A 24,316-nucleotide genomic window follows, 5' to 3' on the forward strand; every position below is an offset into this window, starting at 1 on the left:
CGCGACGCCGGGCCCGCCGCGAGCGCGGCGGCGCCGGCGCGCGCGGCGTCGAGCGCGGCCGTCCTCCCGTTCGAGGACCGCAGCGCCTCGGCGGACCAGCAGTTCCTCGGCGACGGGATCGGCGAGGAGGTGACGGCGACGCTGGCGCGCGTCGAGGGGCTGCGCGTCGCGGCGCGGTCGGCGGCGTTCGCGCTGCGCGGGCACGCCGACGACGTGCGCGAGGTCGGGCGGCGGCTCGGGGTGACGGCGGTCGTCGAGGGGAGCGTGCAGCGCGACGGCGAGCGGCTGCGCGTGACGGCGTCGCTCGTGAACGTCGCCGACGGCTTCCAGCTCTGGTCGGCGCGCTTCGACCGCGCGGCCGGCGACGTGTTCGCGCTGCAGGAGGAGATCGCGCGCGCCGTGGCGCAGGCGCTGCGCGTGCGCCTGGTCGAGGGCGCGCGGCGGGCCGCCCCGGACGCGCGGGCGTACGAGCTGTACCTGCAGGGGCGCTACGCCTGGTACCGGCGCACCGAGGAGGGGCTGCGCACCGCCGCCCGCTACTTCGAGCAGGCCGCCGCGCTGGCGCCCGGCTACCCGCAGGCGCACGCCGGGCTCGCCGACGCCTACGCGGTGCTCGGCTTCTACGACTACCTGCCGCCGGCGGACGCGTTCCCGCGCGCGGAGGCGGCGGCGCGGCGGGCGATCGCCCTCGACTCGTCGCTGGCCGCGCCCCACGCGACGCTCGGCTACGCGGCCCTCTACCACCGCTGGGACGTCGCCGCCGGCGAGGCCGCGTTCCGGCGCGCGGTGGCGCTCGACCCCGACAACTCGACGGCGCACCAGTGGTACGGGAACCTGCTCACCGCGGCGGGGCGCTTCGACGAGGCCGAGCGCGAGTTGCGGCACGCGGTGGCGCTCGACCCGCTGTCGCTCATCGCGCGCTCGGCGCTCGGCTGGTCGCTGGTGCACGCCGGCGCGTACGCCGCGGCGCTCGCCGAGTGCCGCCGCGCGCTGGAGCTCGACCCGCGCTACGCGGTGGCGCTGCTCTGGGGCGGGTGGGCGCTTGAAGGGCTCGACTCGCTCCCGGCCGCGGTGGCGTGGCAGCGGCGCGCGGTCGCGGCGTCGGACAGCGGCGCGCTGTACGTGGCGGAGCTGGCGCGCGCGCTCGCGAGGGCCGGCGGGCGCGCCGAGGCCGCGGGACTGCCGGCGCGGCTGCCGGCGCGCGCCGACAGCGGGCGCTACCTGCCGGCGTACGAGATCGCCAAGGCGCTCGACGCGCTCGGCGAGCGCGCCGCCGCCTTCCGCTGGCTCGAGCGCGCGTACCGCGAGCGGTCGCACTCGCTCGTGTTCCTGCGCGTCGACCCGCAGCTCGCGGGGCCGCGGCGCGACCCGCGGTTCGCGGCGCTGGCCGCACGCGGGGCGTGAGCCACCGCTCCTCCCCCGCCCGGCGCGACGCCGCCAGGTACGCGTCGGCGAACGCCGAGCCGCCGCCCGCCAGCGTGGCCGCCAGCGCCGGCGCCCCCGACGCGCCGACGATCGTCGCCGACAGCTCGGCGCCGAGCGAGTAGAACGGGCCGGCGCCCGACACGCCGCGGTCGCGCAGCGCGCGCGCGCCGGCCAGGTCGCCGCGGTCGAGCGCGACGACCAGCGAGTCGAGGATCGCGGCGCCCGCGCGCGCGGCCGCGACGCGTTCGGCGGCGGGCATCGCGCGCGCCGGCGCCACGTAGTTGGCCGTCCCCTCGGCGAACAGCGCCTCGAGCGCGGCGCGCCACTCGCCGTGCGCCGAGTCGCGCGGCGCCGGGTCGGGGCGGCGCAGGCGGTGCTGCGCGGCGTGGTAGGTCTCGTGCGCCAGCGTCGCGCGCAGCCGCGGCCAGTCGTCCTTGAACCACTCCAGGTCGACCGCCGCCACTTCGCCCTCGGCCCACCCGTCGGCGCCGTCGGCGAAGAAGAGCGAGATGGTGCGGTCGAGTCGCGTCCCCGCCGGCAGGTACGGCGCGACGTCGCGCTCCACCTCCGACAGCCGCGCGCGCTCCTCCACGCGGAGGCGGTCGAGCAGCGCGCGGTACCCGGCGGCGTGACGCGCGACGTCGGCGTAGTCGAGGAGACCCTTGGGATTCGCGAAGGCGTACAGCCGGTCGACCGGGAGCGGGCTGGCGGCCCGCGCGAGGTTGACCGCCATCAGCTCGCGCGTCCAGGGGAGCGCGTAGAAGCCCTGCCGGCGGTGGCGCAGCAGCGACGCGATGGCGGGGGTGCGCAGGCGCGCGTCGGCCGCCGCGGCGGTGAGCCCCGGCGTCGCCACGATCGCCAGCAGCGACTCGGCGGGGGCGGCGTCGAAGCGCGGGTGCACCGCGCCGCCGGCGGCGCCGGCGCCGGCCGCGGAGGGCCCCGAGTTCCCGGCGGCCGGCGACGCGCTGGCGGCGCCGCCGGCGGGGGCGCGCGTGCGCGTCGAGGTGCTCAACGCGACGACGGTGCGCGGGCTGGGGCGCCGCGCGACTTTTTACCTGCGCGACCGCGGCTGGGACGTGGTCGCGATCGGGACCAGCCGCGCGGGCCAGGACGAGGTCGTGGTGCTCGACCGCTCGGGGCATCCCGAGTGGGCGAAGCGGGTGGCGCACGCGATGGGCGGGGGGCGCGTGGAGTCGCGCCCCGACACCTCACGCTACCTGGACGTCACGGTCATCCTCGGCGGATCGTGGCGCCCGCCGCCCGAGCCGTTCCACCCGTAGCTGCCCGCACGCCGCGGCGATGTCGACGCCGCGGCTCTTGCGCACCGCGACCTCCACGCCGCGCCCGCGCATCGACTCGGCGAAGCGCACGATCCGGTCGGCCGGCGTCGGCGTGAAGCCCATCGCGCCCCCCGGGTGCAGCGGGATCAGGTTGACGAACGCGCGGCACTCCCGCGCCAGCCGCGCCAGCTCCATCGCGTGCTCGGCGCGATCGTTGACGCCCCCGAGCATCACGTACTCGAAGGTCACGCGCCGGTCGAAGGTCGCCGCCGCCGCGATCACGTCGGCGAGCGGATACTTCACGTTCACCGGCATCAGCTCGCCGCGCAGCGCGTCGGTGGGCGCGTGGATCGAGATCGCGAGGCGGAACTGCTCCGGACGCTCGCCCAGCGCGACGATGCCCGGCAGCACGCCGACGGTCGAGACGGTGATGTGCCGCGCCCCGATCCCGAACCCGTTCGGTGCGTTGAGGATCGTGAGCGTCGGGTCGACCGCCTTCCAGTTCATCAGCGGCTCGCCCATCCCCATGAACACGATGTTCGTCGCGCGCACCGGGTCCTCGTCGAGCAGCGCCAGCTCGCGGACCTGCCCGGCGATCTCGAACACGTGCAGGTTGCGCTGGAAGCCCATCACGCCCGTCGCGCAGAACGAGCACTTGAGCGCGCACCCGGCCTGCGACGAGATGCAGAACGTGAGGCGGTCGCGATCGGGGATGGCGACGGTCTCGATCGCCTGCCCGTCGGCGAGACGGAAGAGGAACTTCCGCGTGCCGTCGCTCGAGCGCTGGTGCGCGACGAGCTGGAGCCGCGGCAGCGCGAACCGCTCGGCCAGCGCGGCGCGGAAGGCGGCCGGCAGGTCGGTGATCTCGTCGAAGCTGCGCACGGGACGCTGCCAGAGGCGCGGCACCACCTGCGTCGCGCGGTAGGCGGGCTGCCCCTGCTCGGCGGCGAACTCGCGCAGCACGCGCTCGGCCTCCGCGGGCGTGAGGTCGAGCAGGTTGACCTTCCCCTCGGCCTCGGGCGGGATGCCGTCGGGGCGGCGCACCGGGAGGGCGCGGCCGGCGGGCGGCGTGGACGGGGCGGGGGGGATCTCGGGGGCGGTCACTTGAACACCGAGCTGAGCGTGATCTGGTAGATGGAGCCGAAGCGCGACGGGCTGTCCTCTCGCGTCACCTGCACCAGCAGTCGAGCATAGCGCAGGCCGAGGCCGAGCCGGGTGCGCGTGTCGGACTCGGCGCCGAGGGTCGCGCGGGCGAGGCCGGCGCGCGCCTCGACGTTGCGGAGGCGGCCGCTGAGGAACCCGTACCCCTCCTGCTCGCCGGCGGCCGCGCCCTGGAAGGAGGCTCCCAGGCGCACCTCGCGCTCGGGCGCCCGACCGACGACGCGGGCGTCGGCGCCGAACAGCACGAGGGGGCGGTCGTCGGCGTCGGCGCGCGGCCGCCAGAGGAAGGTCGACGCGCCCAGGCGCAGGTCGCGCCGCCCGAGGAGCCCGTCGACGACCACGCCCACGTCGGCGCCGAGCTCGGAGGCGCTGGTGGTGTCGACGCGTCCGGCGCGCCAGCGCATGGCGGCGCCGAGGGCGACGTGCGGCTGCACGCGGGCGGCTGCGCCGAGCGAGACGACGTAGGTGTCGTACGGCACCGTCCCCAGGTCGGTCGTCGGGTCGTCGCCGCGGCGCGGGATGTCGGCGACGCCGGCGCGCAGCACGCTGAACGCGACCGCGCGGCCGGGGCGGGGGCGCCACTCGAGCCCCAGCGCCTCGCCGGTGAGCCCGCGCTCGCCCGGCGCGTTGACGTGGGCGAGTGAGCCGCGGATCCGGCCGGAGGCCGCCAGGAGGGGGGCGGCGGGGTTGTAGACGCCGCCCGCGGCGGCGGTGGCCAGGGCCGGCGCCTCGCCGAGGGCGCCGACGGTGAAGTCGAGCAGGTCGCGCCCGGGGACCGCCTGCGCCCCGAGCCCACCCGGGGCGGCGGTGACGGCGGCCCCGATGGCGGCGGCGAAGCACAAGTGGCGCATGCACTTGAGACTACCCGTTGCCGTGGGGCGAGGTCAAGCGCGGCGCTACCCCGGGCCGGCCGTCGCCACTAGCTTGCAGGGATCGTATGCCAGCGCGAACACGCCGTGCAGTTGATTGAGCTGCTCGCCCCCGACCGGGTGCGGGTGCCGCTCCGGAGCCGGGCCAAGGACGACCTCCTGCGCGAGCTGGTGGAGCTCGCGGCCGGGCAGCACGGGCACGAGGTCGTCGACGCGCTCCTCCGCAGCGTCCGCGAGCGCGAGGCCGTGCTGAGCACGGGCATCGGCGACGGCGTCGCGATCCCGCACGGGCGCACGCCGCGCCTCGACTCGCTGGTGCTCGCCGCCGGCGTGTGCGCGGAGCCGGTGGAGTTCGGCGCGCTCGACGGGCGCCCCGTCCAGATCTGCTTCCTGCTGGCCGGCCCCGAGTCGGCGGCCGGGGCGCACGTGCGCACCCTCGGCCGCATCTCGCGCCTGCTGAACCGCGTCAGCCTCCGCGAGGCGCTGCGCGGCGCGACGACCAGCGAGGAGTTCCTGGCGCTGGTGCGCGACTCCGAGGAGGCCGCCGCGTGAGGCGACTCCTGCGCGGGCGCTGGGCGCCCGCCGCGCTGTGGGCGCTCGCGCTCGTCGTCGCCACCTCCTGGCCGAACCCCGACGTCGGCTCGGCGTCGCGCTTCGACAAGCCGACGCACGCGTTCCTCTACGGCGTGCTCGCCTGGCTGGTCGCCCGCGCGGCGCCCGAGCGGCTGACGTCGCTCGCTCGCGTGCTTGCCCTGCTGGCGGCCATCGCCGCCTTCGCCGCCCTCGACGAGTGGCACCAGGCGTTCATCCCGGGCCGCTCGGCGGGTGCCGACGACTGGGCCGCCGACGTCGTGGGCGCCGCCGGGGCGCTGGCGGCCGCCGCGCTGCGCCGCCGCCGCGCGCTCGCCGCGGCCTGAGCGTCCCTCCCCCGGTTCGTCCGTCCCGTCCTCCCACCCCCGTCATGCCCACGACCGCGTCCCCCGTCGCCACCACGCTCCGCACCCACGCCGCCGGCGCCCTCCGCGCCGACCACGCCGGGACGCGCGTGCGCCTCGGCGGGTGGGTGCACCGGAGCCGCGACCTCGGCGCGCTCGTGTTCCTCGACCTGCGCGACCGCGAGGGGATCGTCCAGGTCTCGTTCGACCCGGCGGTGGCGTCCCCGGAGGCGCTGGCCACGGCGGCGGCCGTGGGCGTCGAGAGCGTCGTGCTGGTCGAGGGCGAGGTCGCGCTGCGCCCGACGGAGCTGCGCAACGCCGAGCTGGCGAGCGGCGACGTCGAGGTGCGCGCGACGTCGATCACGATCGTCGGGCCGGCCGAGACGCCGACCATCCCGGTCGCGCGCGGGCGCGGCACGCCGCTCCCCGCCGAGGACCTGCGGCTCCGGCACCGCTACCTCGACCTTCGGCGCCCGGAGCTGCAGCACGCGCTGATCCTCCGCCACCGGCTGGCGCAGGTCACGCGGCGCTACCTCAGCGAGCACGGGTTCCTGGAGCTCGAGACGCCGATCCTGACCAAGCCCACGCCCGAGGGCGCGCGCGACTACCTCGTGCCCAGCCGGGTGCAGAAGGGGGAGTTCTACGCCCTCCCGCAGAGCCCGCAGATCTACAAGCAGCTGTTCATGATCGCGGGCTTCGACCGCTACTTCCAGATCGCGCGCTGCTTCCGCGACGAGGACCTGCGCGCCGACCGCCAGCCCGAGTTCACGCAGATCGACGTCGAGGCGTCGTTCGTCCAGCAGGACGACGTCATCGCCGTGACCGAGGGGCTCGTCCAGGCGATGTTCGCCGAGGCGGGGGTCGAGGTGACGACCCCGTTCCGCCGCATGGCCTACGCCGAGGCGATGGAGCGGTACGGGATCGACCGCCCGGACCTGCGGTACGGGGTGGAGATCGCCGACGTCAGCGACGTGTTCCGCGGGACCGAGTTCGGCGTCGCGGCGACGGTCCTCGACGCGGGGGGCCGCTTCCGGGCGATCGTCGCGCCCGGGGGCGCGCGCTTCTCGCGCAAGGAGCAGGACGAGCTGACGGCGCTGGCCAAGGGGGCGGGTGCGCAGGGGATCATCTTCCTGAAGCGGAACGCCGGCGTCCTCGAGGGGCCGGTGGCCAAGTTCCTGCGCCCCGACGCCGCCGAGCGGCTCGGGCTGGCGGACGGCGACCTCGCGCTGGTGGTGGCGGGGCCGGACCACGTGACCAGCCCCGCGCTCGACCGCGTGCGACAGGACGTGGCGCGGCGGCTCGACCTGATCCCCGCGGGGCGGCACGAGCTGCTCTGGGTGCTCGACTTCCCGATGTTCGAGCGCGACCCCAAGACCGGCGCCCTGGCGGCGATGCACCATCCGTTCACCTCGGCGAACCCGGACGACCTCCCGCTGCTGGCGACCGAGCCGTGGCGCGCGCGGGCGCGCGCCTACGACGTGGTCCTGAACGGGACGGAGCTGGGGGGCGGCAGCATCCGCATCAGCGACCCGGCGCAGCAGGCGCAGGTGTTCGAGCTGCTCGGGATCGACGCCGAGACGGCGCGGGCGCGCTTCGGCTTCCTGCTGGAGGCGCTGCGCTCGGGCGCGCCGCCGCACGGCGGGATCGCGCTCGGCTTCGACCGGATCGCGATGCTGCTGGCGGGCGCCGGCTCGCTGCGGGACGTGATCGCGTTCCCCAAGACCACGGCGGCGCGCGCGCTCTACGAGGGCGCGCCGTCGCCGGTCCCGGCGGAGGACTTGCGAGAGCTGGGGCTGACGACCGACACGGGAGACAGGGCGTGAGCGAAGACGTGGCCCCGGCGCGCGGGGCCCAGGAAGGCGCGCAGCAGCGGGTGTCGACCGAGGGGGCGGACCTGCTCACCCTCGCGGGGGTGAACGACGCCAACCTGGTGGAGCTGGCCCGCATCGGCGGGGTGAAGGTCGCCCTGCGCGGCGAGGCGCTGACGCTCAGCGGCCCCGCCGACGCCGTGGCGCGCTCCGCCGGGCTGGCGCAGCGGATGGTCGAGACGGCGCGCCAGGGGATCCCCCTGACGCCCGACGACGTGCTGCGCCTGAGCCTCGACCAGGGCGGGCGCGAGGACGGCGACGGCGCCCCGACGACCCCGCTCCCGGGCACCGGCGGCGAGGGGCGCCTCGCGCTCCCCGGCGTCCGACGTCTCATTCAGGCCAAGACGTCGGGGCAGGCCGAGTACATGAAGCAGATCGCCGAGAACGACGTGGTGATCGGCATCGGGCCGGCCGGCACCGGGAAGACCTTCCTCGCCGTCGCGATGGCGGTCGACGCCCTCGTGCGCAAGCGCGTACGCAAGATCGTGCTCGCGCGTCCGGCGGTGGAGGCGGGGGAGAGCCTCGGCTTCCTCCCCGGCGACATGCAGGCCAAGGTCGACCCGTACCTGCGCCCGCTGTACGACGCGCTCGACGAGATGATGCCGCCGGAGCGCGTCGCCAAGGCGCTCGAGACGCGCACCATCGAGATCGCGCCGCTGGCGTTCATGCGCGGGCGCACGCTCGGCGACGCGTTCGTGATCCTCGACGAGGCGCAGAACGCGACCAACCTGCAGATGAAGATGTTCCTCACGCGACTCGGGGTGAACTCGAAGATCGTGATCACGGGGGACAAGACGCAGATCGACCTGCCGCGCCGCGAGGACTCGGGGCTGATGCAGGTCGAGCGGATCCTCACGGACATCGAGGGGATCGCCTTCCACTACTTCACCGACGCCGACGTGGTGCGGCACCGCCTGGTGCGCGAGATCATCAAGGCGTACGCGGAAGACGCCGGGGACTGACGGCCGTGGGCCTCTGGGGACAGCCCGAGCCGTCCGACGGCGAGGGTTCACGGCGGGCGCTGGTGCGCGCGCACGGCGGGCGGCTGCTGCTCGCCGTCGCGCTGGCCGTCGTCACCTACCTGCTGTTCCCGACCGCGCCGGCGGCCGACGCCCCGCTGTACGAGGTGGGGTCGGTCGCCCCGGAGAACGTGATCGCCCCGTTCGCGTTCCGGGTCCCGAAGACGGCGGACGAGCTGCGGGCGGAGCGCGAGCGCGTGGTGCGCGAGAGCCCGCCGGTGCTCGGCTACGAGCCGTCCGCGGTCGATTCGGCGCGGGCGCACGTGCGGCGCTTCGGCGCGCTGCTGGAGGCGGCGCTGGGCGAGAACGGCGGCGCCGCGGCGGCGAACGCGGTCGTCGTGCAGGCCGCGGGCGCCGGCGTGCGCATCACCCCCGCCGAGCTGGCGTACCTGCGCGCGCAGCCGCGGCGGCGCGTCCTGCTGGCGGCGGTGGAGCGCACCCTCGACGGAGCCCTGCCGGGCGGCGTCGCGTCCTCGACCGCGCTCGGCGACGTGCGCGGCGACGTGGCGGTGGGGCGCGAGGGCGGGCTGCGCGTCGTCCCGACCGACAGCGTGCCGACGCTCGCGACGCTGCTCGGACAGGCGCGCCGGTCGCAGCCCGATCCCGGGTCGGAGGTCGCCGAGGCGCTGTACGTGAAGCTGCTCAGCGCCTTCTTCCGCGCCTCGCTGGTCCCGGACCGCGCGGCGACCGAGCGGCGGCGCGCCGAGGCGGTGGCCGCCATCGACCCGAACCGGTGGCTCGTGCGGGCGGGGGAGAAGATCGTCGGCGCGCACGAGGTGGTGGGCCGCGAGGAGTTCGACAAGATGCGCGCGCTGCAGTCGGCGGTCGCCGACCGCGGGATGGCGGAGCGGTCGGTCGCCCGCGGGGCGACGCGCGTGGCCGGGGCGCTGCTGCACAACCTCGTGCTGATCGGCGTCTTCGGGGTCACGCTGCTGCTGTTCCGCCCCTCGCTCTACGGCTCGATGCGCGTGATGGGGCTGTTCGCCGTCGGCTTCGTCCTCGTGCTGGGGGCCGCGGCGTTCGTGGCCCGCATGCCGAACCCGCGCCCCGAGCTGATCCCGGTGGCGCTGGCGGCGGTGCTGTTCAGCGTGCTGTTCGACGCGCGCATCAGCCTCGTCGCGGTGCTGCTGCTGGCTATCCTCGTCGGCAGCCAGGGGCCGTTCCGCGGCTCCAACGCGCTGTTCGTGGTGCTGCTCGGCGGGGTCGCGGCGGCGGCCGGCGTGCGCACGCTGCGGCGGCGCACGCAGGCCTACTCGGCGATGCTGGTGGTGGCGCTCGGGTACGTGCTGTCGGCGGCGACGCTGGCGCTCGCGCTGGGGTGGAACCTGCGCGAGTTCGGCGTGACGGCGGGGCTGGGGGCGCTGAACGCGGCGGTGTCGGTGGCGCTGGCGCTCGGGCTGCTGGCGCCGGCCGAGGAGTTCACGGGGATCGACACGTACCTGCGCCTGCTGGAATGGTCGGACCTCAACCGCCCCGTCCTGCAGCGGCTCAGCCTCGAGGCGCCCGGCACGTACGCGCACACGATCGCGATGGCCAACCTCGCCGAGGCGGCCTGCAACGCGATCGGCGCCAACGGGCTGCTGGCGCGCGTCGGCACCTACTACCACGACATCGGGAAGCTGGAGCGCCCCAACTACTTCGTCGAGAACCAGGCGAAGGGGCGCAACCCGCACGACAAGCTCAAGCCCTCGGCCAGCGCGGCGATCATCCGCAACCACGTCCGCGAGGGGCTGGAGCTGGCCGAGGAGATCAAGCTGCCGAAGGTGCTGCGCGCGTTCATCACCGAGCACCACGGCACCGGCCGCATCGTCTACTTCTACGAGAAGGCGAAGGAGCGCGGCGACGCGACGTCGCCGAACGCGGTCGAGTACTCGTACCCCGGGCCGACGCCGCAGTCGGCCGAGACGGCGATCGTGATGCTCGCCGACGGCGTCGAGGCCTCCGCGCGCGCGCTGTCCGAGCCGACGCCGCAGAAGCTGCGCGAGCTGGTGGAGCACGTGGTCCGCATGCGGATCGAGCAGGGGCAGCTGCGCGACGCCCCGCTGACGCTGCGCCAGCTCGAGATCGCGAAGGACCAGTTCGTCCGTGTCCTGCTCGGGATGCACCACGCCCGGATCGAGTATCCGGCGGCCAGCGGCGGCGTGACCGCGGAGTTCGCGTCGGCATGACCGGCGCCGGCGACAGTCGACGCCGCGCGCGCGCCGGCGAGGCGATCCGCGTGACCGTGGCGGCGCGGGGGACGCGCGCCGCGCTCCGGCACGACGACGTGGCGGCGCTGGCCGCGCGGGTCCTCCGCGCGGAGGGGACGCGGGCGGCCGACGTGTCGGTGACCTTCCTCGCGCCGACCGAGATGGCGCGCCTGAACCGCGAGCACCTCGGCCACCGCGGCCCGACCGACGTCATCACCTTCGCGCTGGCGCCGGTGCCGGGCGCGCCGCTCACGGGCGACGTCTACGTGTGTCCGGCGGTGGCGCGCGAGCACGCGGCGGCGCACGGCGTGTCGGTCGCCGAGGAGACCGCGCGCCTGGTCGTGCACGCGATGCTGCACGTCATCGGGCACGAGCACCCGGAGGACGAGGGGCGCACGGACTCCGAGATGTGGCGGCGGCAGGAGCGGTACCTGCGCCGCTTTTACGGCACGGGCGGAGGGGCGGCGTGAGCGCGGGCGCCGGAGCGCTGACCCTCGTGCTGGCGGCGCTGGCCTTCGCCTTCGCGCTCGCCGACTCGGCGGTGCTGGCGGCCGCGTTCGACGGGGAGGACGCCGACGAGACCGGGGCGGTGGAGCGGCGGCACCGGGCGCTCGCCTTCGCGCGGCTGCTGGCGCAGCTGGGGACCGGGACGGCGCTGGCGCTGGCGCTCGACCTGTTCGCGCGCACGGCGGCGCAGGCGGCGCTGATCGCGCTGGCGGCCGGCATGGCGCTCGTCGCGCTCACCGAGGTGGCGGCGCGCGAGATCGGCGACGCGCTGGGCGCGCGCGCGCTGGCGCCGCTGCGGCCGCTCGTCCTGGCCGCCGAGGTGGTGCTCAGCCCCGTCGTCGCGCTGGCCGCGCGGCTCGACGAGTCGCTGCGCCGCGCGCTTCCGGCGCCCCCCGCCGACGAGGTCACGCGCGAGGAGACGGCGGAGCAGTTCCGCGAGATCGTGGCCGCCGAGGCGGAGGTCACGGAGCCCGAGCGCGCGCTGCTCGCCGGCGTCTTCACCCTCGGCGACACCCAGGTCAGCGAGGTGATGGTCCCGCGCATCGACGTCATCGGCGTCGAGCGCGACACGCCCTGGTCGGAGGTCGTCGACCGGGTGCGCAGCAGCGGTCACTCGCGGGTCCCCGTATACGTCGAGACGATCGACGACATCGTGGGGGTCCTGTACGCCAAGGACCTGCTCCCCGCGGTGATCGCGGGGGAGGAGCCGGCGTCCGGGTGGGCGTCGCTCGTCCGGCCGCCGTCGTACATCCCGACCACTAAACGCGTCGACCACCAGCTGCGCGACTTCCGCCACAGCGGGTCGCACCTCGCGGTGGTGGCCGACGAGTACGGGGGGACGGCCGGCATCGTGACCATCGAGGACATCCTGGAGGAGATCGTCGGTGAGATCCGCGACGAGCGCGACGAGGAGGAGGCGCCGGTGGTCGCCGAGGGCGACCGCAAGTTCTGGGTGTCGGCGCGCGTCACGCTCGACGAGCTCTCCGACGTGCTGGGCGTCCCGATCGAGCACGAGGACGTGACGACCGCCGGAGGGCTCGTGTACGAGCTGCTGGGGCGCGTGCCGCGTCCCGGCGAGTCGCTCACCGTCGCCGGCTTCCGCGTCGTGGTCGAGCGCGTGATCCGCCGCCGGGTGCTGCGCCTCTACTTCGAGCGGCTCCCCGAGCCGGCCGAGCGCGCGGCCGCCGAAGTCGAGACGGAGGGGCGCGCGTCGTGAGCTTCGCCACGCTGACGGTGCTCGCGGTGCTCGTCGTGGCCGCGCTGACCGCGGGCTCGATCGCCGTGCGTTCGGTGAGCCGCATCTGGCTGCGGCACTGGGTGGAGCGCCGGCTGGCCGGGGCGTCGCTGGCGGAGCTGTACCTCGACCGCCCGCAGCGGCTGATCGTGTCGGCCGGCGCCGGCATCGCGCTGACCGTGTTCCTCGCCGGCGCGGGCGTCGCGGCCATCGACGCCAGCCCGCTGACGCTCGCCTGGCACGCGCTGCTGCTGGCGGTGGCGGTGCTGGCGGCGGGGCAGGTCCTCCCGCGCGCGCTGGCGCGCCGCTGGCCGGCCCGCACGGTCCCGGCGCTGGTGCCGGCGCTGCACGCGGTCGACGCGCTGCTGCTGCCGCTGGGCGCACCCGACGGCGCCGCCGCCCGCGCGCTGCGCGTCGCCCGTCCGGCCGCGCCGGTCGAGGACGCGCGCGACGACATCGAGGACCTGCTGCGCGAGGGGCAGCTCGAGGGGCTCGGCGCGCCCGGCGAGCTCGCGATCATCACCGGCGTGGTGCAGTTCGGCGAGAAGACCGCGCGCGACGTGATGACGCCGCGCGAGCAGGTGTTCGCGCTCGACGCCGCGCTGCCGCCGCGCGAGCTGGCCGCGCGGCTCGCGCAGTCGGCCTACAGCCGCGTCCCCGTGTACCGCGGGCAGCTCGACGACGTGACCGGGATCATCCACGCCTTCGACGTGCTCGACACCGCGGGCGAGGTGCCCCCCCCCGTGCTCCCTGTGCACGTCGCGGCCCCCGGCACCGCCTGCAACGACCTGCTGTTCGCGATGCTGCGCTCCCGCCGGCTGCTCGCCGTGGTGCGCGAGCCGGGGGGGGCGCTGCTCGGCATCGTGACGCTCGAGGACGTGCTTGAGGAGCTCGTCGGCGACATCCGCGACGAGCACGACGAGCCCGCGCCGCCCGAATCCGCCAACGACCGCACGTGATCGCCTCCGCCTTCGACCGCCTGCTCGACGACCTCGCCGCCGGCCGCCCCGCCGCCATCGCGCGCGCGGTGAGCGTCGTCGAGAACCACCGCCCCGGCTTCGACCGCCTCCTCGCCGCCCTGCACGCCCGCACCGGGCGCGCCCGGCGCATCGGCATCACCGGGCCGCCGGGGGCGGGGAAGAGCACCCTCACGACGCAGCTCGCGATGGCGCTGCGCGCCGCCGGGCAGCGGGTGGCCATCGTCGCCGTCGACCCGACCTCGCCGTTCACCGGCGGGGCGCTGCTCGGCGACCGCATCCGGATGGAGGCGATCGCCCTCGACCCGGGGATCTTCATCCGCTCGCTCGCGACCCGCGGCTCGCTCGGCGGGCTCTCGGCGGCGACGCGCGAGGTGTGTGACGTCCTCGACGCCGCGGGGTTCGACGCGGTGCTGATCGAGACGGTGGGGGTCGGGCAGAGCGAGCTGGACGTCGCCCGCGCCGCCGACTCGACGCTGGTGGTGCTGGTGCCCGAGAGCGGCGACTCGATCCAGACGCTCAAGGCGGGGGTGATGGAGATCGCGGACGTCTTCTGCGTCAACAAGGCCGACCGCCCGGGCGCCGACCGGCTGCGCAACGACATCGAGCTGATGCTCGGGCTGCGCGGGGGCGGGGCGAGCGCCGACCTGCCGGCGCACCACGGCATCGACCTCACGGCGCTGGCCAAGGACCCGGAGCACCGCGAGTTCGTGAAGGACGCCATGAACCCGGCCCGGGCGGCCCGGCGCGCGGCGGCCGGGGAGCAGACCGACCGCTGGACGCCCCCGGTGCTCGCCAGCGTGGCGGCGAAGGGGGAGGGGGTCCCGGCGGTGCTCGACGCCCTGGACCGTCACTTCCGCTATCTTGAGACCAGCGGCCGACTTCGGGAGCGGCGGCGGACGCGGCTCCGGGAGCGCGTGGTGGAGGCGGTCGAGCAGCGGGTGCGGCAGCGCCTGTGGGCCGACGCCGGCACCGACGCGTGGCTCGCCGAGCGGCTGCCGGCGCTCGAGGCGGGGGAGGCGACGCCCTTCGGGGTCGCCGACGCCCTGCTCGCCCGCAGCGGCCCGCTCCTGACCACGACCCACCCCTGACGCACCCGACCATGGCCTCCGTGCACGAACTCGAGCAGACGCTGCGGGATCGCGACGACGAGCTCGCGCGCCTCCGCGCCGAGGTGGACGCGTGGCGCGCCGCCTACGGCAAGGGGCGGACGCGCGACGTCGCCTTCACCAACTCGGCGAAGGAGGTCGCGCCGCTCTACACGACGCTCGACACGCGGACGTCGATCGACGTGGAGGTGCCCGGCACCTACCCGTTCACGCGCGGGATCCACCCGACCGCGTACCGCGGGAAGCTGTGGACGATGCGCCAGTTCGCCGGCTTCGGCACGGCGCGCGAGACCAACGCCCGCTACAAGTTCCTGCTGTCGCAGGGGCAGACCGGGCTGTCGGTGGCGTTCGACTTCCCGACGCTGATGGGGTACGACGCCGACCACCCGCGCTCGGAGGGCGAGGTCGGGAAATGCGGCGTGTCGATCTCGTCGCTCGCCGACATGGAGACGCTGTTCGAGGGGATCCCCCTCGACCGGGTCTCGACGTCGATGACGATCAACGGCCCCGCGATCATCCTGTTCTGCTTCTACGCGGCCGCGGCCGAGAAGCAGGGGGTGCCGCTGGCGCAGCTCCAGGGGACGGTCCAGAACGACATCCTCAAGGAGTACATGGCGCAGCACGCGTGGTGCTTCCCGATCGAGCCCGCGCTGCGCCTGATCGTCGACATGTTCGAGTGGTGCGCGACGAACACGCCGAAGTGGAACACGATCTCGATCAGCGGCTACCACATCCGCGAGGCGGGGTCCACGGCGGCGCAGGAGCTGGCGTTCACGCTGGCCGACGGCTTCACGTACGTCGAGCGCGGCATCGCCCGCGGCCTCGACGTCGACGACTTCGCGCCGCGCCTGTCGTTCTTCTGGGACATCCACAACGACTTCTTCGAGGAGATCGCCAAGCTGCGCGCCGCCCGCCGCATCTGGGCGCGCCGCCTGAAGGAGAAGTACGGCGCGAAGGACCCGCGCTCGTGGATGATGCGCTTCCACTCGCAGACCGCGGGCGTGACGCTCACGGCGCCGCAGCCGATGAACAACGTCGTGCGCGTCGCCTACCAGGGGCTGGCCGCGGTGCTCGGCGGGACGCAGTCGCTGCACACCAACTCGATGGACGAGACGCTGGCGCTCCCCACCGAGCAGGCGGTGCAGGTGGCGCTCCGCACGCAGCAGGTGCTCGCCTACGAGACCGGCGTCGCCAACGTCGCCGACCCGCTCGGCGGGTCGTACTACGTCGAGGCGCTCACCGACCAGCTGGAGCGCGACGCCGAGGCGCTGTTCGAGCAGATCGACGCGGCCGGCGGCGTGGTGCAGGGGCTCGAGGACGGCTGGTTCCAGCGCCGCATCGCCGAGAGCGCGGCGCGGCAGCAGTGGGAGATCGAGCAGCACCGCAAGGTCATCGTCGGCGTCAACGAGTTCGTGACCGACGAGGAGGAGCTGACGATCCCGCTGCTCAAGATCGGCCAGGAGGCGGAGGACGAGCAGCGGCGCAACATGGCCGGCATGCGCGCCCGCCGCGACGAGGCGCTGGTCGCCGAGCGGCTCGAGGCGCTCCGGCAGGCGGCGCGCGGCTCGACGAACGTGGTGCCGTTCATCCTCGACTGCGCGCGGGCGTACTGCACGCTGTACGAGATCCGGGCGGCGCTGGAGGACGTGTTTGGGGCGTACAGGGAGCCGGTGTTCTTCTGATGCCCTCCCGCACCGCTCGGCGCCCGGCGCCCGGCGCTCGCTCCGTCCCGGGACAGCGTGAGCGCCGGGCGCCGGGCGCCGAGCGGGTGAAGAAGTCGGTCGGCTCCGCCGACTGGTGGGCCGACCAATTCGACGCCCAGTACCTCCGCGAGTACCAGCCGCTCTTCACCCCCGAGCGCGACCGGAAGGAGGTCGCGCGGCTGCTCGACGTGCTGGCGCTGCCGGCGGGGGCGCGGGTCCTCGACTGTCCGTGCGGGCAGGGGCGGCACGCGCACCTGCTGGCCGAGGCGGGGTTCGACGTCGACGGGCTCGACTACTCGGCCGAGCTGCTGGCGCTGGCCGGGAAGCGCGGCACCTCGAAGACGCTCCGCTACACGCGCGGCGACATGCGGAAGCTGCCGGCGCGGTGGACGGGACGGTTCGCCGCGGTCGTCAACCTGTTCACCAGCTTCGGCTTCTTCCTCGACCCGGCCGACGACGCGCGGGTGATCCGCGAGTTCGCCCGCGTCCTGGCCGACGACGGGGTGCTGGTCTGGCACGGGGGGAGCCGCGACGGCGTCATGGCGCGCTTCCTCGCGCGCGACTGGTGGGTGAGCGAGGACGGCACGATGATCGGCCACGAGCGCTCCTTCGACCCGCTCTCGGGGGTGCTGACCGTCCTCACGACCTGGGAGGGGCGGAAGGCCCGCGGGGAGCGCGAGCACCGCATCCGCCTCTACACGGCGAGCCGGCTGGCGGAGCTGTGCGCGGACGCCGGGCTGGTGGTCGAGCAGGCCTTCGACGGGTGGCACGACCGCCCGATGACGCGCCGATCCAGCGAAATGCTGCTCGTGGCGCGTAAAGGGTAGCGTGCGCTAGCTTTCCAGTCTGCCGTACGGCGCGTGGGGAGCCGGGAGAACGCTCCCCGCTCCCCGTCTTCATTTCTCCGAGACCCATGGACCGTCCCATTCGCGTGCTCGTCGCCAAGCCGGGGCTCGACGGGCACGATCGCGGCGCCAAGGTGGTGGCGGCCGCGCTGCGCGACGCCGGCATGGAGGTCGTCTACACCGGCCTCCACCAGACGCCCGAGATGATCGCCACCGCGGCCGTCCAGGAGGACGTCGACGTGGTCGGGCTGTCGATCCTCAGCGGCGCCCACATGACGCTCTTCCCGCGCGTGCTGCAGCTGCTGCGCGAGCAGGGGCGCGACGACATCCTCCTCACCGGCGGCGGCATCATCCCGAAGGAGGACATGGAGGCGCTGCGGGCGCAGGGCGTGGGGCAGCTGTTCGGCCCGGGCACCCCGACGTCCGACCTGATCGACTTCATCAAGCACTGGTTCGCCGAGCGGCAGCGCCAGGAGAGCCACCAGGCGTGACGACCGCGGTCCGGCAACAGACGTCGCGGCTGCGCCAGCTCGGCGCCGAGGTGCGCGAGCTCGAGGCGCGGCTGCGGGAAGGGGGCGGGGCGGACAAGGTCGAGCGGCAGCACAAGCAGGGGAAGCTCACGGCCCGCGAGCGCGTCGCGGGGCTGTGCGACCCCGGCACGCCGTTCGTCGAGATCGGCCTGCTGGTGGCCCACGACCGCTACGACGGCCAGGCGCCGGCCGCCGGCGTCGTGACGGGGCTCGGCGTCGTGCACGGGCGCGAGGTCGTCATCGTGGCCAACGACGCGACGGTGAAGGCCGGCTCGTGGTGGCCCGAGACGATCCCGAAGATCCTGCGCGCGCAGGAGATCGCGATGCGCTGCCGCATCCCGATCGTGTACCTCGTCGACTCGGCGGGGGTGAACCTGCCGTACCAGGGCGGGGTGTTCCCAGGGCAGTACGGCGCCGCGCGCATCTTCCAGTACAACTCGATCATGCGCCGCCACCTGCGGCTGCCGCAGCTGGCCGCCGTGATGGGGCCGTGCGTGGCCGGCGGCGCGTACCTGCCGGCGCTCTCCGACGTCATCGTGATGACCAAGGGGACGTCGTTCATGGGGCTCGGCGGCGCCAACCTGGTGAAGGGCGCCACCGGCCAGTCGATCGACAACGAGACGCTCGGCGGCGCGGTCACGCACACCGAGATCTCGGGCGTCGCGCACTACACGGCCGACGACGACCCGGCGACGCTGGCCAAGCTGCGCGAGCTGATCGACCGGCTGCCGCCGCAGCGCGCGGTGGCGACGCGCGAGGCGCGCGACCCGGCGGAGCCCGAGGACACGCTGTACGACGTGCTCCCGGCCGACCACCGGATGTCGTACGACATGCACCACGTGCTGCGCGCGGTGGTCGACGGCGGGGAGCTCGACGAGTTCCAGGCGAACCTCGCCAAGGAGATCATCTGCGGCGACGCGCGCATCGCCGGGATCCCGGTCGGCGTCATCGCCAACCAGCGCGGGCTGATCAAGGGGCGGCCGGGCGAGAAGCCCCGCTTCGGCGGCATCCTGTACGCCGAGAGCGCGGAGAAGGTCGCGTTCTTCATCGACCGGTGCGACCGGCAGGGGATCCCGCTGCTGTTCGTGCAGGACGTGTCGGGCTTCATGGTCGGCGGCGAGGCGGAGCACGAGGGGATCATCCGCTCGGGCGCGCGCTTCGTCGAGGCGATGGCGACCGCGCGCGTGCCGAAGATCGTGCTGACCGTGAACCACGCCTCGGGCGCCGGCTACTACGCGATGGCCGGCCAGGGCTTCGACCCGGACTTCATCTTCTCGTGGCCCACCGGGCGCATGGGGGTGATGGAGGGGGAGAGCGCGGTGCAGGCGGTGCACGGCCCGTCGATCGAGAAGGCGCGCAAGGCGGGGCAGCCCGTCCCGGCCGACGTGCAGGCGTCGATCGAGGAGATGCGCGCCGACTACGAGCACCAGCTCGACGCGCGCTACGCGGCCGCCCGCGGCTTCGTCGACGCGATCATCCACCCCGAGGAGACGCGCGCGGTGCTGACCGCGGCGCTCCGCGCGGCGCTGCAGAACCCCGGCCCCCACCTCGGGGCCTTCGTCCTCTGAATCCGACATCGTGACCTCACCGAACACGAACGACCGCGTCGTCCGCGTGGCGAGCGGGCAGGGCTTCTGGGGCGACTCGCTCGACGCCCCGCGGCAGCAGGTGGAGGGCGGCCAGGTCGACTACCTCATGCTCGACTACCTGGCCGAGGTCACGATGTCGATCCTCCAGAAGCAGAAGGAGCGCGACCCGGCCATGGGCTACGCGCGCGACTTCCTGGGGGCGATCGAGAGCGTGCTGCCGGCGATCACCGACCGCGGCGTGCGCGTCATCGCCAACGCGGGCGGCGTGAACCCGCAGGCGTGCGCGCGCGCGGTGCTCGACGTGGCGGCGAAGAAGGGCGCCGCCGGCAAGGTGAAGGTCGGCGTCGTCACCGGCGACGACCTGCTCCCGCGCATCGACGAGCTGCTCGACGGCGGCCACGAGCTGCGCAACATGGACACCGGCGAGCCGCTGTCGGTCATCCGCGACCGCGTGCTGTCGGCCAACGCCTACATCGGCTCGACGCCGATCGTCGAGGCGCTGGCGCGCGGCGCGAACGTCGTGGTGACCGGGCGCTCGACCGACACGGCGCTGACGATGGCGCCGCTGCGCCACGAGTTCGGGTGGGGCGCCGAGGACTGGGACCGCCTCGCCGCCGGCATCATCGCGGGGCACATCCTCGAGTGCGGCGCGCAGTGCTCGGGGGGCAACTGCCTGCACGACTGGCGCAGCATCCCCGACCTCGCCAACGTCGGCTACCCGATCGCCGAGGCGCGCGCGGACGGCACCTTCGTGATCACGAAGCACGACAACACGGGCGGGCGCGTCTCGTTCCACTCGGTCGCCGAGCAGTTGGTGTACGAGATGGGCGACCCGAACGCGTACATCACCCCGGACGTGGTGGCCGACTTCACGTCGATCCGCCTGGAGGAGGTCGGGGCGAACCGCGTGCGCGTGCACGGGATCACCGGCAAGCCGGCGACCGACAAGCTCAAGGTGTCGATCGCCTACCGCTTCGGGTGGAAGGCCGTGGGCACGCTCGTGTACTCGTGGCCCGAGGCGATGGACAAGGCGCAGGTCGCCGACCGCGTGCTGCGCGAGCGCTGCGACCGGCTGGGGCTCAGGTTCGACGAGTTCCTCACCGAGTTCGTCGGCGTCAACTCGACGCACGGGCCGCTGGCCGGCGCGCCGTCGGGCGACATCCCCGAGGTGCAGCTGCGCGTCGGCGTGCGCGGCACCGACCGGGCGAGCGTCGAGCGGTTCACGCGCGAGATCGCGCCGCTGGTGCTGAACGGGCCGCCGAGCGTGACCGGCTTCGCCGGCGGGCGCCCGAAGGTCGAGGAGATCGTCGCCTACTGGCCGGCCCTCGTCGACAAGACCGTCGTGCACACCCAGGTGGAGGTGCTGTCGTGAGCGCGAGCGTGAAGGTCCGGCTGCTGGACGTCGCGCACGCGCGCAGCGGCGACAAGGGGGACACCGCGAACGTCGGGATCATCGCCCTCGAGTCGCGGTGGTACGAGTTCCTGGCGCGGCACGTGACGCGCGACGCGGTCGCGGCGCACTTCAGGGGCGTCATCACCGGCGACGTGGTCCGCTTCGAGCTCCCGAACCTCACGGCGCTCAACTTCCTGCTGCACGGCGCGCTCGGCGGCGGCGGGACGCTGTCGCTCAAGACCGACGCGCAGGGGAAGGTCTACTCGACCGCCCTGCTGCGGATGGTCGTCGACGTGCCGGCCGACGAGGCCGCGCGCCTCGGGCTCCCGACGTGGACCGGCTGACCGTCGCCAAGCTCGCCCTGCTGGTCATGGCGATCCTCTTCCTCGGGGGGTCGCTGTGGCTCGAGCAGGACTGGCCGCGGTACGTGGGCATCGGGCTGCTGATACTCGCGCTCTTCCTGCGCGCGTTCGGGAAGCGGCGCGAGGGGTGACGCGGCCGGCCGCGTGACGTAGGGACTCGTCGCGAGGTTCGGCTGCCCCGCCGGCAGTCCGGCCGGGTTGAAGTAGTTGCGGCGCGCCGCGTCGACCACCGCCGGCGTCCACGGCAGGGGGCCGGTGTACATGAGGTCGCGCGGGTCGTTGCCGACGTGCGCCCACGCGGCGTAGTCCGGCGCACGCTCGCCGACGATGCCGAGCGCGTGCAGGATCTCGTGCAGCGCGGCAAACTCCAGGTAGCCGGCCGGCGCGCCGGCGGCGGTCGCGAACCGGCGGTCGCCGCAGCGCTGCGGCGTGTCGTGCACGCCCTCCAGGAAGAGCGTCGACAGCCGGCCGGGCACCAGCGGCGGCCAGTGGGACAGGCCGCACGCGTAGACGTGCGTCCCCTCGTAGTAGGCCAGGTAGATCCGGTCCGCGCGGTCGAAGCCGCGCGCCCGGACCTCCGCCGCGACCGAGTCGTGCATGCCGAGGCTGAACGCGCGCAGCTGCGCGCCGGTCCGCCGCAGGCGCACGAACGACACGTCGAGCCGCCCCTCGTACGTGTCGAGCCGGAGGCGGCGCCCCTCGGTGCGGGCGGCGAGCCAGTTCTGCGCGGACGCCAGGCTGGTGGCGAGCGTCGGCACCGAGTCGAGCCCCAGATCCACGCCGTCGGCCGGCACCAGGTAGAGCACGTGGACCTGCGGCCCGAGAAAGTCGTCGGGGCGGTCCGCGAGGGCGCGCAGCCCGCGCGGCAGGACGGTGATCGACGCCGACGCGCGCACGCCCTCGACCACGGCGCTCACGACCGCGGCCCCCTCCGCCAGCGCGTTCGCGGCGCCGCCCGCCGTCACGGCGAGGACGCCGGGCGACGCCGACGCCCAGGCCACGGCGCGCCCGGCGAGCACCGCGCCGCGAGCGTCGCGCACGACCGCGGTGAGCGGCGTGGTCTGCCCGACGAGCAGCGTCGCCGGCGCCACCAGCGACACGGCGGCGACCGGCGGCGGGGTGACGGCGATCGCCGCGCTTCCGGCGATCCCCTCCACGGTCGCGGTTACCGTGGCCGCGCCCGCGGCCAGCGCCACGGCGCGGCCGTCGGCGGAGACGGCGACGATGCGCGGGTCCGACGACTGCCACGCGACGCTCCGCCCGCGGAGCGTGTCCCCGCGCGCGCCGGTCGCGACGTGCGCCAGCGACAGGGAGTCGCCGACCGTCAGCGCCGCCGCCGCCGGCGTGACGGCGACACGTGCGACGGGGACGGGCACGACGGTCAGCGGCAGCTCGGCGCGCCGATCGTCCACCTCGGCGACGACGGCCACGGCGCCCGGCGCGAGCGCCTCGACCACGCCGTCGGCGCCGACGCGGGCGCGCGAGGCGTCGGTGGTCGACCAGCGCAGGGCGCGGTCGTCCGCGCTCTCGCCGCGGTCGTCGAGCGCGACGGCGCGCATCGGCAGCCGCTCGCCGACGACGATCCGATCACCGGCGGCGGCGATCGTCAGGCTCGTGAGCGGCGCGCGCTCGACGGTCACGCGCGCTGAGTCGCTCGCGCCGCCGATCTCGGCGCGGACGACGATCGCGCCGGGGCGCAGCGCGCGGACCACGCCGCCGTCGTCCACGGTCGCGACCTGCGCGTCGCTGCTGCTCCACCGCACGCCGGAGCCGCCGAGCGCGATGCCGCGCGCGTCGCGGACGTCGGCCGCGAGCGCGCCGGATCGCCCCTGGACCACCGTCAGCGTCCCCGGCACCACCGCCACCGTCACGGGCGCGCCGCCCGCCGGCGGCCCGCTGGGGGCCGCGCCGTCGCCGCCGCCGCCGGCGAGCAGCGCGACGCCGAGCGCCAGGAGCGGGCGCGGACGACCGCGCCCGACGGCGCGATGCCGGTCTGACGGATGAGCTCGCATCATCCCGCAAGCTCGCCGGCGGGCGCGGCGGCGGCAAGGCGGGCGGAGGGCGCGCGGAGGGTGTCAGAACGCACCCAAGTCGTTTAGATTCCGTCGCTTATGAGCACCCGTCGCATCCCCGAGCTCCTCGCCCCGGCCGGCACCCTCGACGCCGTCCGGGCCGCCGTCGCCAACGGCGCCGACGCCGTCTACCTCGGGGCGTCGCGCTTCAACGCGCGCGACGAGGGGGCCCAGCTGACGATGGACGAGCTGGAGCAGGCCTGCGCCATCGCGCACCCCCGGAAGGCGCGGGTCTACCTGACCTTCAACGTCCTCATCAAGCCCGCCGAGCTCGCCGACGCGCTGAGCTACCTCGGCGAGTGCATCGACCGCGGGATCGACGCGGCCATCGTGCAGGACCTCGGGATCGTCCGCCTGATCCAGCAGGTCTATCCGGGCTTCGAGGTCCACGGGTCGACCCAGATGACGATCCACGACGTCGCCGGCGCCCGCGTCATGCAGGAGCTGGGCGTCGAGCGCGTCGTGCTGTCGCGCGAGAACACGCTGGAGGACGTCCGGGCGATCCGTGAGGCGCTCCCCGACCTCGGGCTGGAGACCTTCGTCCACGGGGCGCTCTGCATCTCGTACTCCGGGCAGTGCTTCATGTCCGGGATGATCTCGGAGCGCTCGGCGAACCGCGGCTCCTGCGCCCAGAGCTGCCGCAAGGACTATGTCCTGACCGACGTGCTCCAGGGGCAGGAGCTCGACCGCGGCTACCTGATCTCGACCAAGGACCTGGCGGCGCACGACCACCTGCCGGCGCTCGCCGAGCTGGGCGTCGGCTGCCTCAAGATCGAGGGGCGCAAGAAGAAGCCCGAGTACGTCGCCACGGTCACCCGCGGCTACCGCGAGTGGCTCGACCAGGTGGGGCGCGGCGCCTTCGCCGCCCCGACCGTCGAGGAGGCGCAGCCGCTCGTCCAGATCTTCAGCCGCGGCTTCACGGGCGGCATGTACGGCGGGCGGCAGGGGCGCGAGTACATCACGCGCACGCACCCCGACAACGCCGGCGTCGAGCTGGGTGTGGTGGTGGGCCGCGAGGGGAACGACCTGCTGGTCGAGGTGCGCGAGCCGCTGGCCGTCGGCGACGGCGTCGGCTTCGAGCCGCCGATCGGCGCGCCCGGCACCAGCACGGGGTTCGCCGTCCAGGCGGTCCGCACGCTCGCCACGCGCGCCGGGGTCACCCGGCAGGCGGTCGCCGCCCGCGGGCGCGTGCCGGCCGGCTGGCGCGTGGTGCGCACGTCGCACGCGGCGCTGCTGGAGCGCGCCCGCG

22 protein-coding genes are annotated in these 24,316 nt (G+C 75.0%); 19 read left to right on the plus strand and 3 right to left on the minus strand.

What is annotated here, in order from left to right; translation table 11 throughout:
• From PYV61_RS04380 to PYV61_RS04390, 3 genes are all read left to right on the plus strand, one after another.
• Positions 1–1,404 (plus strand): tetratricopeptide repeat protein (locus PYV61_RS04380; RefSeq protein ID WP_275828722.1); only part of this gene is annotated, 1,404 nt, incomplete at its 5' end.
• Positions 1,401–1,547, plus strand: a complete 147-nt coding sequence (locus PYV61_RS04385; protein ID WP_275828723.1) for a hypothetical protein — start codon at positions 1,401–1,403, stop codon at positions 1,545–1,547. The genes PYV61_RS04380 and PYV61_RS04385, both read left to right, overlap by 4 nt.
• A 681-nt stretch (positions 1,548–2,228) precedes the next feature.
• On the plus strand, positions 2,229–2,705 hold the full coding sequence (locus PYV61_RS04390; protein WP_275828725.1) for a LytR C-terminal domain-containing protein: 477 nt from the start codon (positions 2,229–2,231) through the stop codon (positions 2,703–2,705).
• Here the strand turns inward: PYV61_RS04390 and rlmN are convergent.
• Together rlmN and PYV61_RS04400 are read right to left on the minus strand one after the other, a co-directional pair.
• Positions 2,634–3,809, minus strand: a complete 1,176-nt coding sequence (rlmN, locus tag PYV61_RS04395; RefSeq protein WP_275828727.1) for a 23S rRNA (adenine(2503)-C(2))-methyltransferase RlmN — start codon at positions 3,807–3,809, stop codon at positions 2,634–2,636. The genes PYV61_RS04390 and rlmN overlap by 72 nt on opposite strands.
• The gene (locus tag PYV61_RS04400; RefSeq protein WP_275828729.1) at positions 3,806–4,717 is read right to left on the minus strand and encodes a hypothetical protein; all 912 of its coding nucleotides are present in this window, start codon (positions 4,715–4,717) and stop codon (positions 3,806–3,808) included. Before PYV61_RS04400 ends, rlmN begins: the two co-directional genes overlap by 4 nt.
• Before the next feature lie 105 nt (positions 4,718–4,822).
• Here PYV61_RS04400 and PYV61_RS04405 point away from each other — a divergent pair, with 105 nt between their 5' ends.
• The 15 genes from PYV61_RS04405 to PYV61_RS04475 all read left to right on the plus strand — a co-directional run bounded on the left by PYV61_RS04405 (position 4,823) and on the right by PYV61_RS04475 (position 20,977).
• Entirely contained in the window at positions 4,823–5,287 is a 465-nt protein-coding gene (locus tag PYV61_RS04405) for a PTS sugar transporter subunit IIA (RefSeq protein WP_275828731.1), read from the plus strand.
• Positions 5,284–5,652, plus strand: coding sequence for a VanZ family protein (locus PYV61_RS04410; RefSeq protein ID WP_275828733.1), 369 nt, complete (start codon positions 5,284–5,286; stop codon positions 5,650–5,652). The genes PYV61_RS04405 and PYV61_RS04410 overlap by 4 nt, the downstream gene beginning before the upstream one ends.
• Before the next feature lie 44 nt (positions 5,653–5,696).
• Positions 5,697–7,493: an aspartate--tRNA ligase gene (gene aspS, locus PYV61_RS04415; RefSeq protein ID WP_275828736.1), complete on the plus strand. Its 1,797-nt coding sequence runs from the start codon at positions 5,697–5,699 to the stop codon at positions 7,491–7,493.
• Entirely contained in the window at positions 7,490–8,500 is a 1,011-nt protein-coding gene (locus tag PYV61_RS04420; RefSeq protein WP_275828738.1) for a PhoH family protein, read from the plus strand. The genes aspS and PYV61_RS04420 overlap by 4 nt, the downstream gene beginning before the upstream one ends.
• Before the next feature lie 5 nt (positions 8,501–8,505).
• On the plus strand, positions 8,506–10,725 hold the full coding sequence (locus PYV61_RS04425; RefSeq protein ID WP_275828740.1) for an HDIG domain-containing metalloprotein: 2,220 nt from the start codon (positions 8,506–8,508) through the stop codon (positions 10,723–10,725).
• On the plus strand, positions 10,722–11,216 hold the full coding sequence (ybeY, locus tag PYV61_RS04430) for an rRNA maturation RNase YbeY (protein ID WP_275828742.1): 495 nt from the start codon (positions 10,722–10,724) through the stop codon (positions 11,214–11,216). The genes PYV61_RS04425 and ybeY overlap by 4 nt, the downstream gene beginning before the upstream one ends.
• Positions 11,213–12,469, plus strand: a complete 1,257-nt coding sequence (locus tag PYV61_RS04435) for a hemolysin family protein (RefSeq protein WP_275828744.1) — start codon at positions 11,213–11,215, stop codon at positions 12,467–12,469. The genes ybeY and PYV61_RS04435 overlap by 4 nt, the downstream gene beginning before the upstream one ends.
• Positions 12,466–13,446, plus strand: a complete 981-nt coding sequence (locus PYV61_RS04440) for a CBS domain-containing protein (RefSeq protein ID WP_275828746.1) — start codon at positions 12,466–12,468, stop codon at positions 13,444–13,446. Before PYV61_RS04435 ends, PYV61_RS04440 begins: the two co-directional genes overlap by 4 nt.
• Entirely contained in the window at positions 13,443–14,555 is a 1,113-nt protein-coding gene (gene meaB, locus PYV61_RS04445; RefSeq protein WP_275828748.1) for a methylmalonyl Co-A mutase-associated GTPase MeaB, read from the plus strand. The genes PYV61_RS04440 and meaB overlap by 4 nt, the downstream gene beginning before the upstream one ends.
• Before the next feature lie 11 nt (positions 14,556–14,566).
• Positions 14,567–16,255, plus strand: coding sequence for a methylmalonyl-CoA mutase family protein (locus tag PYV61_RS04450; RefSeq protein ID WP_275828750.1), 1,689 nt, complete (start codon positions 14,567–14,569; stop codon positions 16,253–16,255).
• Positions 16,256–16,341: 86 nt separating this feature from the next.
• Entirely contained in the window at positions 16,342–17,103 is a 762-nt protein-coding gene (locus PYV61_RS04455; RefSeq protein WP_275828752.1) for a class I SAM-dependent methyltransferase, read from the plus strand.
• Between the two features lie 86 nt (positions 17,104–17,189).
• The gene (locus PYV61_RS04460) at positions 17,190–17,612 is read left to right on the plus strand and encodes a cobalamin B12-binding domain-containing protein (protein ID WP_275828754.1); all 423 of its coding nucleotides are present in this window, start codon (positions 17,190–17,192) and stop codon (positions 17,610–17,612) included.
• Positions 17,609–19,219, plus strand: coding sequence for an acyl-CoA carboxylase subunit beta (locus PYV61_RS04465; protein ID WP_275828755.1), 1,611 nt, complete (start codon positions 17,609–17,611; stop codon positions 19,217–19,219). The genes PYV61_RS04460 and PYV61_RS04465 overlap by 4 nt, the downstream gene beginning before the upstream one ends.
• Before the next feature lie 10 nt (positions 19,220–19,229).
• Positions 19,230–20,612 (plus strand): acyclic terpene utilization AtuA family protein, encoded by a 1,383-nt coding sequence (locus PYV61_RS04470; protein ID WP_275828757.1) that lies wholly within the window; start codon positions 19,230–19,232, stop codon positions 20,610–20,612.
• A gap of 8 nt (positions 20,613–20,620) precedes the next feature.
• Positions 20,621–20,977, plus strand: coding sequence for a hypothetical protein (locus tag PYV61_RS04475; RefSeq protein WP_345785206.1), 357 nt, complete (start codon positions 20,621–20,623; stop codon positions 20,975–20,977).
• On the opposite strand, the gene PYV61_RS04480 is transcribed toward PYV61_RS04475, so the two are convergent.
• Positions 20,893–23,010: an Ig-like domain-containing protein gene (locus PYV61_RS04480; RefSeq protein ID WP_275828761.1), complete on the minus strand. Its 2,118-nt coding sequence runs from the start codon at positions 23,008–23,010 to the stop codon at positions 20,893–20,895. The genes PYV61_RS04475 and PYV61_RS04480 overlap by 85 nt on opposite strands.
• Before the next feature lie 96 nt (positions 23,011–23,106).
• Here PYV61_RS04480 and PYV61_RS04485 point away from each other — a divergent pair.
• Positions 23,107–24,316 (plus strand): peptidase U32 family protein (locus tag PYV61_RS04485; RefSeq protein WP_275828763.1); only part of this gene is annotated, 1,210 nt, incomplete at its 3' end.

Source organism: Roseisolibacter sp. H3M3-2 (assembly GCF_029211165.1).
In the GTDB taxonomy this organism is placed as follows: domain Bacteria; phylum Gemmatimonadota; class Gemmatimonadetes; order Gemmatimonadales; family Gemmatimonadaceae; genus Roseisolibacter.

Coding starts and splice junctions, on each gene's coding strand:
- PYV61_RS04400 (WP_275828729.1), bottom strand. CDS start 4,717: ATGCGCCACTTGTGCTTCGCCGCCGCCATCGGGGCCGCCGTCACCGCC.
- aspS (WP_275828736.1), top strand. CDS start 5,697: ATGCCCACGACCGCGTCCCCCGTCGCCACCACGCTCCGCACCCACGCC.
- ybeY (WP_275828742.1), top strand. CDS start 10,722: ATGACCGGCGCCGGCGACAGTCGACGCCGCGCGCGCGCCGGCGAGGCG.
- PYV61_RS04450 (WP_275828750.1), top strand. CDS start 14,567: ATGGCCTCCGTGCACGAACTCGAGCAGACGCTGCGGGATCGCGACGAC.
- PYV61_RS04460 (WP_275828754.1), top strand. CDS start 17,190: ATGGACCGTCCCATTCGCGTGCTCGTCGCCAAGCCGGGGCTCGACGGG.
- PYV61_RS04480 (WP_275828761.1), bottom strand. CDS start 23,010: ATGATGCGAGCTCATCCGTCAGACCGGCATCGCGCCGTCGGGCGCGGT.